The sequence below is a fragment of the Sphingobacterium sp. UBA5789 genome (assembly GCF_002418355.1).
In the GTDB taxonomy this organism is placed as follows: Bacteria; Bacteroidota; Bacteroidia; order Sphingobacteriales; family Sphingobacteriaceae; genus Sphingobacterium.
This window is the reverse complement of sequence record NZ_DIDX01000001.1, coordinates 821,883-836,108: the sequence shown is the minus strand read 5'-3', so window position 1 is coordinate 836,108 and position 14,226 is coordinate 821,883. Positions and strand designations below refer to the sequence as shown.

General features: G+C 40.0%; 13 protein-coding genes. 3 read left to right on the top strand and 10 right to left on the bottom strand.

What is annotated here, in order from left to right; translation table 11 throughout:
• Positions 1-292 precede the first annotated feature (292 nt).
• From B4B65_RS03720 to B4B65_RS03710, 3 genes are all read left to right on the top strand, one after another.
• The gene (locus B4B65_RS03720; protein ID WP_293913430.1) at positions 293-1,396 is read left to right on the top strand and encodes a glycoside hydrolase family 43 protein; all 1,104 of its coding nucleotides are present in this window, start codon (positions 293-295) and stop codon (positions 1,394-1,396) included.
• Positions 1,383-2,747: a family 43 glycosylhydrolase gene (locus B4B65_RS03715; RefSeq protein WP_293913428.1), complete on the top strand. Its 1,365-nt coding sequence runs from the start codon at positions 1,383-1,385 to the stop codon at positions 2,745-2,747. The genes B4B65_RS03720 and B4B65_RS03715 overlap by 14 nt, the downstream gene beginning before the upstream one ends.
• A gap of 122 nt (positions 2,748-2,869) precedes the next feature.
• A complete protein-coding gene (locus B4B65_RS03710) occupies positions 2,870-3,343 on the top strand; it encodes a GAF domain-containing protein (protein WP_293913426.1) in 474 nt (157 codons plus the stop codon).
• Between the two features lie 42 nt (positions 3,344-3,385).
• On the opposite strand, the gene B4B65_RS03705 is transcribed toward B4B65_RS03710, so the two are convergent.
• The 10 genes from B4B65_RS03705 to B4B65_RS03660 form a co-directional block, all read right to left on the bottom strand.
• Entirely contained in the window at positions 3,386-4,606 is a 1,221-nt protein-coding gene (locus B4B65_RS03705) for a DUF3999 family protein (protein ID WP_293913424.1), read from the bottom strand.
• Positions 4,590-7,094, bottom strand: coding sequence for a DUF2339 domain-containing protein (locus B4B65_RS03700; RefSeq protein WP_293913422.1), 2,505 nt, complete (start codon positions 7,092-7,094; stop codon positions 4,590-4,592). Before B4B65_RS03700 ends, B4B65_RS03705 begins: the two co-directional genes overlap by 17 nt.
• A 97-nt stretch (positions 7,095-7,191) precedes the next feature.
• Positions 7,192-8,109, bottom strand: coding sequence for a WD40 repeat domain-containing protein (locus tag B4B65_RS03695; RefSeq protein ID WP_293913420.1), 918 nt, complete (start codon positions 8,107-8,109; stop codon positions 7,192-7,194).
• A gap of 67 nt (positions 8,110-8,176) precedes the next feature.
• A complete protein-coding gene (gene hisIE, locus B4B65_RS03690) occupies positions 8,177-8,761 on the bottom strand; it encodes a bifunctional phosphoribosyl-AMP cyclohydrolase/phosphoribosyl-ATP diphosphatase HisIE (RefSeq protein WP_293913418.1) in 585 nt (194 codons plus the stop codon).
• A 104-nt stretch (positions 8,762-8,865) separates the two neighbouring features.
• Positions 8,866-9,618, bottom strand: a complete 753-nt coding sequence (hisF, locus tag B4B65_RS03685) for an imidazole glycerol phosphate synthase subunit HisF (RefSeq protein WP_201681528.1) — start codon at positions 9,616-9,618, stop codon at positions 8,866-8,868.
• A 3-nt stretch (positions 9,619-9,621) separates the two neighbouring features.
• The gene (locus B4B65_RS03680; RefSeq protein WP_002997169.1) at positions 9,622-10,374 is read right to left on the bottom strand and encodes a HisA/HisF-related TIM barrel protein; all 753 of its coding nucleotides are present in this window, start codon (positions 10,372-10,374) and stop codon (positions 9,622-9,624) included.
• A gap of 17 nt (positions 10,375-10,391) precedes the next feature.
• Positions 10,392-10,985, bottom strand: coding sequence for an imidazole glycerol phosphate synthase subunit HisH (hisH, locus tag B4B65_RS03675; RefSeq protein ID WP_293913415.1), 594 nt, complete (start codon positions 10,983-10,985; stop codon positions 10,392-10,394).
• A 73-nt stretch (positions 10,986-11,058) separates the two neighbouring features.
• Positions 11,059-12,198 carry a bifunctional histidinol-phosphatase/imidazoleglycerol-phosphate dehydratase HisB gene (hisB, locus tag B4B65_RS03670; RefSeq protein WP_293913413.1) on the bottom strand — a complete coding sequence of 380 codons (1,140 nt, stop codon included), beginning with the start codon at positions 12,196-12,198 and terminating at the stop codon, positions 11,059-11,061.
• A 10-nt stretch (positions 12,199-12,208) separates the two neighbouring features.
• A complete protein-coding gene (gene hisC / locus B4B65_RS03665; protein ID WP_293913411.1) occupies positions 12,209-13,267 on the bottom strand; it encodes a histidinol-phosphate transaminase in 1,059 nt (352 codons plus the stop codon).
• Positions 13,268-13,314: 47 nt separating this feature from the next.
• Positions 13,315-14,226 carry a ribonuclease Z gene (locus B4B65_RS03660; protein ID WP_293913409.1) on the bottom strand — a complete coding sequence of 304 codons (912 nt, stop codon included), beginning with the start codon at positions 14,224-14,226 and terminating at the stop codon, positions 13,315-13,317.

The window sequence follows — 14,226 nt, the reverse complement described above, 5'->3', positions numbered from 1 at the left end:
ATCCTCAAAATTTAAATCGTTTTCGTAATAAAAATTTGCTTTCAAGTAATATTTAATTTATTATTGCAATCGGTTGCATTAACTATATCAATTAAAACAAACCATCTTCCATAACAATTTCCGATACTACGTAAGCAAGTATTCAAATTGGGAAATAAATTCATCGCTAATAGCTTTTGAATATTATTTCGATTATGGAAACAAATCTCTTAAAGTCACTAATTAATATTTCCGATAATTTACCGGCACTTGCCTTTTTTTATCAATATCTAATATTATAAAATAGATAATTATGAAAAAAACGACATTTCAAAAGACAAGGATTCACTTATATGTGTTTACCTTATTATTCTGTTTTCCCTTTCTGACCTTTGCACAGAAAAAAGAATCGGATCAGGATTCCTTTAAAAATGCTATTTCAAAGCCATTGGTCAGAAATATGTACACCGCAGATCCTTCTACCCATGTTTTTAATAACAGAATATACATCTATGGCTCCCATGACATAGAAACCCATGTTGCGGAAAGTGACAACGGAGATCATTTTCAGATGAAAGATTACCATGTGTTATCCATGGATAGCCCTACCGGAAAAGTGACCGATCATGGTGTAGCACTATCCGTAGAGAATATCCCCTGGGCAGGGAAACAGCTTTGGGCACCCGATGCTGCATACCGAAACAATACCTACTACCTGTATTTTCCTCTAAAAGATAAAGAAGGAATATTCCGCATTGGCGTAGCCACATCCGAACGTCCTGAAGGACCGTTTAAGGCTGAAAAAGAACCGATAAAAGGAACATACAGTATGGACCCGGCAGTGTTTAAGGACAGTGACGGTAGTTTTTATCTTTATTTTGGAGGTCTTCATGGCGGACAGCTACAGCGCTGGAAAAGTGGTGAATTCAACAAAAATATTTCTGATAAAGCAGACGGACAACAGAAGGACGAACCGGCACTTACAGCTAAGGTGGCGAAGCTAAGTGCTGATATGAAACACCTTGGCGAAGTGCCTAAAGACGTAGTTATACTTGATGAAAAGGGGAATACGATACTTAGTGGCGACCACGACAGACGTTTCTTTGAAGGTTCATGGCTACACCAATACAATGGGAAATACTATTTTTCTTATTCCACCGGCGATACCCATAAACTAGTGTATGCAACCGGTGATTCACCATATGGTCCATTTACTTATAAAGGGGTAATTTTACTCCCTGTAATAGGATGGACAACACATCACTCCATTGTTGAATTTAAAAATAAATGGTGGCTGTATTATCACGATACCGAATTATCGAAAGGTAAAACCCACTTAAGAAATATTAAAGTAACCGAACTAAAATATAACAAAGATGGCAGTATCATAACCATTGATCCTTATGGCAAAAAATAACATTTTAAGCAGATCATTCATCTGTCTGTGCAGTATGCTGTCATGCAGTTTAGTACTGGCACAAAATCCAATCATCGGCATTCCGGGTATTTCCGATCCTCATGTAAGGGTTTTTAACAACAAAATATACCTGTACTCCGGACATGACGACAAGCCTACCGATGCTACCTGGGTAATGAAGGACTGGCGGGTATTTTCAACGTCTGATCTTGTAAACTGGAAGCTGGAAACTGTAATTTCGCCCAAAGACAATTATATGGGTGCCAACTCTACAGATTGCTGGGCAGGAGATGCCGCCGAAAGAAACGGAAAATATTATTTCTATTTTTCGGACAGAAAAAGAAGTATAGGTGTAATGAAGGCCGATTCACCCGGTGGAAAATATGTGGATGCACTGGGCAAACCTCTGGTAGCACCTATGCACGATCCTACTATCCTTACAGACGATGATCCAAACAAAACACCCTATTTGCTGTATGGCGACAAAGAAGGCGGAGGTTATCATATCGCAAGACTCAATGATGATATGATATCCCTTGCCGAAACACCCAAACCTATTACCATCACAGGTAAAGAATGGGAACGGGCTCCGGTATGGATGGACAAAAATTATATCTTCAAATACAAAGATACCTACTACCTGAGCTGGGGGACCAACTACGCTGTTTCTAAAAATATCTATGGTCCTTATACCGGTGCAGGTTCAACAGGTAAAGGGCATCATTTGGACGAATTTGCACACAGCAGCTTTTTTTGGTGGAAAGGACAATTTTACCACGTATGGTGTTACTACCTGCGACCGGGATATAAATTCAGAGCTACAATTATTACCTATTGCCACTTTGATGATCAGGGACTTATTGTTACCGACACCGAATTTCTGGACAAGCATTTTGCCGCCGGAGTAGGACAATATGATGCAGGTTGGCCGAAAATAGAAGCAGAATGGTTTTATGAAAAAGACAGCCTGACCCGTAAACAATCATCCGCTGATGGTGGCTTTGAACTTGCTGGAATGCGTAACGGAAGCTGGATTCGTTTTGCAAATGTGGACATGACCAGCAGCGATAAACAGTTTACTGCACAATTAGCCGGTCTGTCACCAAAAGGTAAACTGGAAGTACGTACAGGTAGCATAAGCGGTCCGTTGATCGGAACAATAAAACCCGTTGCAAGTAAAAGTCAAGACCCGAATCAATATCAGATCTTATCCTGCAAAATCAATCCGCCAAAAGGCAAAACGGACATATTCTTAGTGTATACAGCTGCTGATAAAAAAGCAACTCTATCACTGGACTGGATAAGTTTTAACCGGAAAACAGGGTCACGATATACGGATTACAAAAAGTAATATATAGCTATGCTCTTGAAATATTAATTTTGAAAACCCAATACTCCTCCAAACATTTTGTAATTTTGAATACTTGTCTTTAATCAAAGACGAGTATTCAATACTTGTGGAGCAACAATAATATGGCAGAAGATCTGAATATACTTACAGGAAATAAAGCAGAACAATATAAAGGACTGATCCCTCAGATAGAGGCTTTAATTAGCGGAGAATCTAATCTGATTGCTAATCTTGCAAATATCAGCGCTGCACTCAAAGAACAGTTCGGATTCTTTTGGGTAGGATTTTATCTTGTTGAAGGTGAAGAATTAGTTTTAGGTCCGTTTCAAGGTCCCGTAGCATGTACACGTATAAAGAAAGGAAAAGGTGTCTGCGGAACAGCCTGGGCAGAAGAGCAAACCCTTATTGTTCCGGATGTAGATAAATTTCCCGGTCATATTGCATGCAGCTCCTTATCCAAATCAGAAATTGTGCTACCCGTACGTGTAGGCGGAAAAATTATTGCTGTACTTGATGTAGATAGTGACACCCTGAATTCATTCGATCAGGAAGATGCTGTGTATTTAGAGAAAGTTCTTTCTTTTATACCGGCTTAATCCGACGTGAGTATTTACATAAACGGATTCTGATTTCGGATCTTACTTCTTATTAACATCTTTCAGGAAACCGATGGCAAAATAGCATATCACGATTATTGCGATGACCATCCCTCCCCATAGCAGGATATTACCAAAAGTATTTTTCCAGGCTTCATTCTTAATAGCTCCGCTTCCCGGTTTTATGGGTTTCAACTTGCTTACCGTCAATACGGGAAGCTGATCACTGGCATTATTCTTAAATAAAGAAAGATCATAATCCGGAGCCTTGTAAGCAGAGTCTATCACGATACTGTACTGCTTGCCGGCGGCAAGATTAGTAACAATATTTAACGCAGTTTGTCCCAAAGAAATACTGTCAATTCGCAGAGGAGGACTATCCAGATTCTCGATCTGAATATAAAAATCCTTTACAAACAGACTCGGAACAACCATATGCGTATTGGCCGGACTCAACTCATACTGCCCGATCTCCACGAGCTGATCCTCCCATCTGTTACGCTTCACCTGCACCAACTGACTGGCAAGTACAGCAACTTTACGCTGGTATAATTTCGGATCAGAAACAGACAGAGACACATAATCAATAATCTGAAAGTCAGGCAACATCACATGAAGAATAGAATTTTTATTTTCTGACTTCATATCGAATTTAACTCCCTGAACAGGCTGATATGTGGCGGCTGTCTTGATGCTTTCATAACGTCCCACCTCTAACACATTGATCGGACTGGAGCCTTTATCCCAAATTATAATCTTCAGATACCTGTAGTTATTCAATGGAAAAGTAATTTCCTGATCTTTAAAAGTCTGACCTGATCCAACAAGATTGTCTAACAACTGATTCTCTGAAAGGCTGAACCAATTCACAGAGTCATTACTTCCTGTCAGTGTATACCGCTTGCTGCTATTGCTGTTTGCAATTCGTAAAGACAGAGAAGTCCAGGTTTCCTGCTTTGTATTCCGGATGATAAGAGTTGTCACACTATCCGCTATAATCTCTTTTTTGACGATAGTCAAAGGCAAAAATTTGTCCCCCGCAGATGCATTTACAAATTTCACAAACGGCACTTCCTGACCTCCGTTATCTCTGATCCGGATTTTTGAGATATCATTACCAATAATCGAACGAATTCCCGCAGGAATTTTAAACTGATAATATCCCTCTTTTTTGTTTCCTTCTAATGTGGCACTGTATTGCTGGCCATACACCTGGATAACCGCTAAAAGACTGCATAAAAAAACACTAACTATTCTTTTCATAAGGGAGTTCTTTATTATCGACTACAATTAGTTTTTTAATTCTTTGGTACACAAAAGAGATGACCAGAATAAGTACACCGAGCAGGATAAATGCTATAATCTTACCCGTCTCAGATACATCCTTAATATCATACACAAACAGCTTGAGAATAGTTACACCGAGTAATGAGAGTGCTGCAATACGCAACATTCTCCAGTCCTGTTTGATCCCCAATATCAGAAATACAAATGAAAGTACTCCCCATGCCACAGGGAACATAACCTTGAATACCATATTCTCACGTGCATGGTAAATACCAAAAGTTTCAGCGAATGAAAGGGTATGAACGCTAAGCTCTACACTGCATATAAATACCAGTACAAATACAAGTGGCCACACCAGCAACTTATGTCTGAAATACGTACTGGCAACATTTAATATAGTATCTTTTACCATCCGGTAAAGTTGAAAGATCAGACAGATAAGAATCGGATAGTGTAAGAAGAAAGCAAGATACCTGCCTTCTACCTTATTCAGCCGGTTCAATGTTTCTATAAAAGGAATACGGTGTACAAACACTAAATATGCGGCTATATTTAGTATGACCAATGCATAGCACAGTATACGAGGCAGTACAGGAGTATTCGATTTAGTCCCATAATAAACCAGTACGGTCGCAAATACAAAATGTGTCAAGGCAATACATGCCATTACAGACCCGTCATTAGACATTAGGTTAGAGGCCTGATAAGAAACTTCTAATATCAGAACAACGTAACTCAGTGCAATGGCTACACACGCTACTATCCTCCGGTAATCAACAGGATTAAAATCCACATTAAAGCTCAGACGTTCGACTTCATCACTTTGCTTAAATAAACGATAGGATACATAATACGAAGCAACGACAAGGAGTCCGGTCAGGAATATTTCATTTAATCCGATCCGCATCACCGTATCGGAAGGAACATAATCAATTGTCCAGTCTATAAATAAGCTGAAGAGAACTAACACCTGCAGGATAATTCCGAATGCATAGTATATGGTAAACTTCGATTTTTTGGCCAACCAAAGTAATATGACGGCTTCACAAGCCCAGAAAGCAGTAATATAATTGCCTTTAAACTGAATTGGAATGGTCACAACGGCAAACAGCAAAGTCAGACCAATCAACAGATAGACAATCTCTTCACTCAATCTGTACTTGCGGTAAATAGTCACCGCAAAAATAAGATTGTATACAGCCAGAATTAAAGAAAACAGCCCTTTATACTCCGAATTCCAAACAGATAAAATGGCAAGCCCGAAACTGAAATACAGGAATGTATTCGCCAGGATAATAATAAGCTCCCACTTGGTAAACTTGTTCTTGAACCTTACATTATTGATAATAAAGGCCAGACTAAAAATAAGGAAGAACAGCGTCAGATACCCAAACGCCCCTGCATAAGTGGCATCCTTTACGAAATCCGTTTGAAAATACCAGCCGGCATAGATGAGAAAAGTTGCTGCAAAAGCTACAAAATTGACCCAGTTCCATCTCTTGAAATAGGATACACTCAGCATTCCTATGTTCAGAATAGAAAGATAGGTAAAGAGTACGTGATAATTACCCTGACCGGTACTCACCATAAACGGAACTGCAAATCCTCCGATAATAGATAAGATAGCAAGCTCCTGACGATCATATAGCAGTGATATAAAGATACTGAATACCGTAATCAGCACCATTATTCCGAATGCCAGCGATTGACTGAAGAGATGATAATCATGGAATGCAATCCCAATCGTCAGATAGAATACGCTGACCGCTCCTGCCACAAATACAGAACTGAAAGCTGCAAATTTTCGGCGTAAGAAGTGCGCAACCCCCATCAGGAGTCCTCCGGAGAATATCCCAATACCCACACGGCCGGCTTCATTGATCCAGTCTCTGTCAATCGCAAATTTGACAAAGAAACTGATCCCCAATACCAGAATCAGGATACCAATCTTGTTGATCAGATTTTCTCCGATAAATTTTTCCAGATCAGGATTATTCTGTTTGAATCTTTCAAACCAGCTTAAGGCAGGCTCTTGCTCTTCAACAGGACTTACAGAATCAGAAACTTCATTTGGAATATATATATCAGTAGGTTCAGGATTAGTATTCACGAGACTTCCTGCTTGATATCGCTCAGTTAATTCTTCCGGTTCCTGAGGTAACGCCGGCAACGCAGGTTCAGTACTACTTTCCTTGATATCCTGAGGAATAGGTGGTGGGATATAGACTTCAGGTGTCTGCAATACTGGAGGTTCAGCTATTTCTTCTGCAGAAGCAGTAGATTCTGCAGCCACAGGAAGAGCAGATTCATTCAGCTTCTCGATAACCTGATCCATTTTTTTCTGAAGCTCAAACTGATGCTCCTGAAATTTATAAAGCCCTTCGTTAAGGCTCTTTAATTGATTTTTTGTATTTATAATAGAATAAATAACAAGTACAATTAAGGCAAACGCCAAATATTCCATAGTAATCCGGTTAGGTTAGTACTAATTCTAACAAACCAAATCTAACCAAAAACATTTAAAAAATTTAACGATTCTTTACAGAAGCAGATATTTGTAATTAAATATCTACTTTCCAGATACGTACAATTTTATCATCTCCTCCTGTAATAAAATACTCGCTGTCTGCTGTCCACAAGCCTACATTTATAGACAGGTGATGACTTTCATACCCTTTATCCCGACTCACATTTTTCAGAAGTCCATAGGTATCTTTATCCCATATTTTAAATGTTTTATCCCTGCTGACTGTTGCAAAAACAGGTGCTGTCGGGTGAAACAATATACCGTACACGGTAAACATATGCGGAATATAAGACAGTTGCTGAGAAAGATCCGCAATATTCCAGACCACCAGTTTTGCGTCTCTTCCACCAGAAAGCAAATGCCGGCTTTCCGGATCAAAAGATAAAGAGGTGACAGGCAAATCGTGCCCCTGCACTTTAGCCATCAGATGATAGGCCTCAGCATCATACAGATGGATGTAACCTGCCTTATCTCCAAAAGCAAGTTGTTTTTCATTCGCAGACACTGCAATAACGCGTATAATGGTTTCTGATATCCTGAACTGGTATATTAAGTTAAAATCAAGAAGATTCCACACATATAACTGGCCATCTTCCCCTACAGCAATTAATTCCTTTTTATGAGTTAAGGCTTTAATGCTGAACACGGCTCCTTTGTCAACTTTAAGACGCACCACCAGCTTCTGAGCCTCTACATCTACGATCATAATGGACCCATCACGAAGTCCTATGGCAAGGTAAGCTGTCTCCGGAATAAGGTAGAGACAATATACGGACGAACTTACGGCACAAAGAATACGCTTAAATGCTCCAGCCTGCAGATCCCATTCCACCACTCCTTTGTCATTACCCGCGGTAAATAAAGTGTGCGGAAAGAAACCATTTTCAATCGCAAATATTTGATTTTGATGTCCTGTCAGCGCAGTTGCCAACTCCGTAGATATTCTATTCATAAAAAAAGTGCCGGACACAAATGTACGGCACATTGAAGACTATTATGTCATGTAAGGATAACTTTGCTTATTGATGTCTGGATTCCAGATTTTTAGCAATCGTTTCCAGTGAGAATCCTTTTTCTCTTAACAATACAATAAGATGAAATAACAAGTCTGACGTTTCATCAATAAATTCCTTGTCTGTCTCCGTCAATGCTGCGATAACAGTCTCTACAGCCTCTTCTCCTACTTTTTGAGCAATCTTGTTAATCCCTCTGCTACGCAGACGATTCACATAGGACTCATCAGAAGGATGCTCAAAACGATTATTTACAATACGTTCCAGTTCAAATAAAAAATTCTGATCGTATTGCGTCTTAAAGCAACTGCGGCTTCCTGTATGACAAGTCGGTCCGTCAGGGCGTGCTTTGATCAGCAGTGTATCCTGGTCACAGTCAATATGATAACTGATCACATGTAGAAAATTTCCGCTTTCCTCCCCTTTTGTCCAGAGCCTGTTCTTACTTCTGGAGAAAAAAGTTACTTTTCTTTCTGCCTGCGTCTTTTGCCAGGCCTCTTCATTCATATACCCCAACATCAGCACTTCCAATGTCTGTGTATCTTGTACTATGACCGGAACAAGTCCGTCACTTTTAGAAAAATCTAGCATCTTTTATTTTAAAAAGTTAAAATTAAAAAGCAGAACGGATAAAGTCGGGTCTCCTGGAATAAATAGTACCCATATCTTCTGCTTTTAATTTCTGTATTATTATTTTACCGGACTGTAATGCCGTTGGCTCTTAACGTATTTTTCAATTCCGGAATCAAAATCTCTCCATAATGGAAAACCGAAGCTGCCAATGCAGCGTCAACTCCCGTCTGTTGAAACACTTCTGTAAAATGTTCCTGATTCCCGGCTCCACCCGATGCAATCAGTGGAATCCCGATCATCGCATTAATTTTTTTCAGAAATGAACAATCAAATCCGTTTTTAGTACCGTCATGATCCATTGAAGTCAACAGTATTTCACCTGCTCCCCTGTCCTGAGCTTCACGAATCCAGTCTTCTGTCTGGATTTCCGTTTTGATCCGGCCACCGCTGAGATGCACAAAATTCTGACCTTCTGTATGTCTGGTATCTACTGCTACGACCACAAATTGAGCTCCGAAAGCAGCCGACATCTCATTGATTAACTCCGGACGACGTACTGCTGCTGAATTAATCGAAATCTTATCTGCTCCCGAATTTAACAGGATTTCTGCATCACGGATCTCATTGATTCCGCCACCAATAGTAAAAGGAATATTTACCTGTCTGGCCACCGCTTTTACTAAATCTATAGTCGTTTTGCGGCCTTCATGTGTAGCCGTAATATCAAGAAAGACCAATTCATCAGCCCCCTGTTCAGAATACGCATACGCCAGCTCCACAGGATCACCCGCATCCCGCAGATCAACAAAGTTGACCCCTTTCACCGTCCGACCGTCTTTCACATCCAGACAAGGAATGATTCGCTTTGCTAACATGTATTAAAAGCTTATTAAAGATTTCAAATTCCAATCCTGAATCTCTTCGATCGAAATACGATTTTCATAAATAGCTTTTCCTACCACACAGGATTCCATTCTTCCCAATTCCTGCAATTTGCGGATATCGTCCATGGAGCTGATACCTCCTGAACCGATAAGTTTGATAATAGGCGAATGATCCAAAAGTTTCTTATACAATTCTACACCTGCACCGCCTAACTTGCCGTCCTTGCTGATATCTGTACACAGAAAACGGTAAAAACCTAAAGCCAGACACTTATCAATATATTCAATCAGTTTGATAGGCGAGCTTTCTAACCATCCCGAATACTTGATCACCTCATCCAGCACATCTATCGCTATCACGATATGATCTGCATACTTTATTTTACCCTCATTAAGCGTACTCAACTCTTCCAGGAATTCAGGATTAGTGATTGCCTGTGTACCTACGATGACACGATATACACCTGCGTCAATCAGTTCTTTTACTTTTTCGATGCTACGGACTCCACCTCCGTATTGAATCTTCATTTCAGTTTTACGGATGATATTAAATAAATACTCCTGGTTACTGAAATCTCCTTTTGCACCATTCAGATCGATGATATGCACCAATTCAGTACCATTTGCATGGTATCTGTCTATTTGTTCTTCAAGGCTTATATCGTAAGTCGTTACATCGTCATAATTTCCTTCGCGTAGACGAACTACTTTTTTGTCCAATACATCGATTGCTGGTATGATATACATAGTAAAATATTTTGTTTCTAATTTATCTTTGAAAAATTCAATAATAACTGCTCTCCGGCCTTACCCGATTTTTCCGGGTGAAACTGGACTCCATAAAAGTTTCCTTTTGACATTGCTGCCGAAAACGGAACATCATAATCGCATTTTGCAATGGTATAATCTTCATGATATTCAATAAAATACGAATGTACGAAGTAAAAATACGCATTATCTTCAATATGGAGGAATAACGGATGACCTGCAGACGGAGAGATGCTATTCCAGCCCATATGCGGAACCTTCTGTGCTATCCGTTCTTTAAAATGTAACGTTTGTATCGGCACAATCTTCAGGAGTTCGGCATTACCTTCTTCCGAAAAATCGGTCATCAGTTGCATACCAACACATATCCCCAGTACAGGTTTCTTGATGGTATGGATATATTCAGATAAGCCCGATTCCCGCAGCTTCTGCATAGCAGCGCCGGCATGCCCTACCCCCGGGATAATAATACGATCACACTGATCGATCTCTTCAGGCAGATTGATCATCATATACGAAAGTCCAACCCTGTCTAATGCCGCTGTCAATGAAAATATATTCCCCGCTCCGTAATTGATAATTCCTATCATATCTTTAATGATTAAGGCTGATCAGACAGAAGAAATACCTATTCTGTACCGTTCAGATCCCTTATTTATAATTCTACAAAACACCTTTAGTGCTTGGTAACTGCATGTTATCCGCATCACGACGCACTGCCTTTTTGATTGATTTAGCAAATGCTTTGAAGATCGCTTCAATCTTGTGATGTTCATTCTCACCCTCAGCTTTGATATTGAGATTAGATCTGGATGCATCAGAGAATGACTTAAAGAAATGGAAAAACATTTCTGTAGGCATGTCCCCTATTTTCTCTCTGTTGAATGTGGCATCCCAGACAATCCAGTTGCGTCCCCCAAAATCCAGCGCCACCTGAGCCAGGCAATCATCCATGGGCAAAGTATAGGAATATCGTTCAATACCACGCTTATCACCCAATACCTTTAAAAAGACTTCTCCCAAAGCAATCCCTGTATCTTCTATGGTATGATGCTCATCTATATGCAGATCTCCTTTCGCTTTTATAGTAAGATCGATCGCTCCGTGACGGGCAATCTGATCCAACATATGATCAAAAAATGGTAATCCGGTATCGATATCTGACTTACCTGATCCATCCAGATTGAGATGGATATAAATATCTGTTTCATTAGTCTTACGGTGATGTTCTCCCGTTCTTGAACCCAATTTAAGGAATTCGTATATCGTTTTCCAGTCTTTGGTTTCCAGAGCAACTGCACTCGCCTCTATTTGCAGATTCTCAGCAACACCAAGATTATCATTCGCACGTAGCCAGATAGCTTTTGCTCCCAGATTCTGAGCCAGTTTCACATCATTTACACGATCACCAATTACAAATGAATGCTGTAAATCATATTTCTCCGGATCAAAATAATCCAATAGCATGCCAATTCCCGGTTTGCGGGTGGCTGCATTTTCATGTGGGAAAGTACGGTCAATATGTTCTTTTGCAAAAACCACTCCTTCTCCGGCAAAAGTATCTGTCACCAGCTGATGCACAGGCCAGAAATTAGCTTCCGGATGCGAATCTGTTCCCAGTCCATCCTGATTGGTCACAAGAACCAGTTCATAGTCCAGTTCTTTAGCAATACGAGGCAGATACTGTAATGCTCCGGGATAAAATTTCAATTTAGCAAAAGAGTCAATTTGTTCATCTTCAGGCTCCAGAATCAATGTTCCGTCACGATCGATAAATAGTACGCGCTTGATATGGTTTGGCATGATTATATAATTAGCCTGCAAAAGCAGTCATTTTTTCTAATAGTATTTTATTTTCATCAGGAGTACCTACAGTAATACGTAAGCACCCTTCACATAGTTCTACTTTGGAACGGTCGCGCACAATGATACCGTGTTTTACTAAATAAGTATATAGACCTCTCGGATCATCCATTCTGACTAAGATAAAGTTAGCGTCAGATGGAGTGATATATTGTACATATCCGATCTTAACGAGTTCTTTCACCAACAATTCACGTTCTGAGACTGTTTCTTTAATCCACGCATTTACCTGATCAACCTGATCGAGAGCCTCCAGAACAATATCTTGTGTCGCCTGATTAATATTATACGGCGGTTTTATTTTATTGAATACCTCAATAATCTCTTTACTGGCAAAAGCCATTCCAAGACGTAATGCAGCCAGCCCCCAGGCTTTGGAAAGCGTCTGCAGGACAACAAGATTAGGATATTCTGCAAGCTCCTGTGTAAATGATCGGGTCTGCGAAAAATTAATATATGCCTCATCTACTACTACAATCCCGTGAAAGTTATTCAGAATCAACTCGATATCCTTACGGTTAATAGCATTTCCTGTCGGATTGTTTGGTGAACAGATAAAAATAAGCTTGGTATAAGCATCTACAGCCTCCTGTATACCATCCAGATCCAGCTGATACTCTTTAGTCAGATTGACTTTTTTGAAAGCCACATCATTAATATTGGCAGATACTTCATACATTCCGTAAGTGGGCGGAACAAGAATGACATTATCTACACCCGGACGGCAGAATGCGCGGAATAAAATATCGATAGCTTCATCGCTCCCGTTTCCTAAAAACATATTTGCTGAAGGAACGCCTTTTATATGCGAAAGTTTATCTTTCACCTGATGCTGCAACGGATCGGGATAACGGTTGTAATTATGATTCAGAGGTGATCCAAAGGCATTTTCATTGGCATCAATCAGGATAGATGCTTCTCCTTTAAATTCATCTCTGGCAGAAGAATAAGGTACGAGATTTTTGATATTATCCCGTAGTAAGTCGGTTAAGTTGAATGGATTATCCATTTTAAAAAAATTAGAGCCGTAAATATGAGGAAAAATTCACAAAAACACTACACAGAAAACCATTTACCTTCAACAGAAAGCTGAGTATTCTTAAAAATGTGTTGTGCTTCCTCTAATAGTGGCTGTAATTCACGATATCTTGCAGAGTAATGCCCCAGAAGTAATTTATGTGCGCCAACTTCTTTCGCTATTTCAGCTGCCTCCTGAGCAGTTGTATGCAGTGTTTCTTTGGCCCTTTCGACCATTTCATGCAAAAAAGTGGATTCGTGATACAACAGATCTACATTGCTGATCGCAGCCAGATAGTCAGGTACACGTACAGTATCCGAACAATAAGCATAGCTTCTTGACGGAGGTGCTGGTATAGTCAGATCAGTAGCTTTATATACTTTTCCATCAGGGGCAGTGTAATCAAGCCCTCTTTTTATTCCACCTATGTATTGTTTAGGAATATTCAACTGCTCTACCAGCTCTCCTATTATAGATGGTGAACGTTTGCCTTCATCAAACCGGAATCCTGTGCAGGGAATGCGGTGTGTAAGTGGAAATGTACTTACTTTGAAGGCAGCAGTTTCCAGAATAACTTCTTCTTTATCCGGATTCGTGGCATGAAAGATCAGATTGTACCGTAATTGTGTATCAGAATGTCTGAACTGCACATCCAGGATCTCTTTCAAAGGTGCCGGGCCATATAAATGCAGATCCGACTTGCGGCCCACTAAATGCATAGAAGACAGTAGACCTACAAGTCCCAGATAATGATCACCATGCAGGTGACTGATAAATATATGGCCTATGCGATTACTACGGATACCGTAGCGGAATAGTTGCATCTGTGTGCCTTCTCCACAATCGATCAGAAAAAACTGTTCATTAAAATTGAGGAGTTGACTCGAAGGATGACGTTCGTACATCGGCGTAGCGGAGCTATTCCCCAAAATCAAAACCTCAAACTTCAT

Bases quoted from the DNA above. Each gene is read 5' to 3' on its own strand.
- hisC (WP_293913411.1), bottom strand. From the start codon at position 13,267: ATGGATAATCCATTCAACTTAACCGACTTACTACGGGATAATATCAAA.
- B4B65_RS03715 (WP_293913428.1), top strand. From the start codon at position 1,383: ATGGCAAAAAATAACATTTTAAGCAGATCATTCATCTGTCTGTGCAGT.
- B4B65_RS03680 (WP_002997169.1), bottom strand. From the start codon at position 10,374: ATGTATATCATACCAGCAATCGATGTATTGGACAAAAAAGTAGTTCGT.
- B4B65_RS03695 (WP_293913420.1), bottom strand. From the start codon at position 8,109: ATGAATAGAATATCTACGGAGTTGGCAACTGCGCTGACAGGACATCAA.
- hisB (WP_293913413.1), bottom strand. From the start codon at position 12,198: ATGCCAAACCATATCAAGCGCGTACTATTTATCGATCGTGACGGAACA.
- B4B65_RS03660 (WP_293913409.1), bottom strand. From the start codon at position 14,226: ATGAAGTTTGAGGTTTTGATTTTGGGGAATAGCTCCGCTACGCCGATG.
- B4B65_RS03710 (WP_293913426.1), top strand. From the start codon at position 2,870: ATGGCAGAAGATCTGAATATACTTACAGGAAATAAAGCAGAACAATAT.
- B4B65_RS03700 (WP_293913422.1), bottom strand. From the start codon at position 7,094: ATGGAATATTTGGCGTTTGCCTTAATTGTACTTGTTATTTATTCTATT.
- hisH (WP_293913415.1), bottom strand. From the start codon at position 10,985: ATGATAGGAATTATCAATTACGGAGCGGGGAATATATTTTCATTGACA.
- B4B65_RS03720 (WP_293913430.1), top strand. From the start codon at position 293: ATGAAAAAAACGACATTTCAAAAGACAAGGATTCACTTATATGTGTTT.
- B4B65_RS03705 (WP_293913424.1), bottom strand. From the start codon at position 4,606: ATGAAAAGAATAGTTAGTGTTTTTTTATGCAGTCTTTTAGCGGTTATC.
- hisIE (WP_293913418.1), bottom strand. From the start codon at position 8,761: ATGCTAGATTTTTCTAAAAGTGACGGACTTGTTCCGGTCATAGTACAA.
- hisF (WP_201681528.1), bottom strand. From the start codon at position 9,618: ATGTTAGCAAAGCGAATCATTCCTTGTCTGGATGTGAAAGACGGTCGG.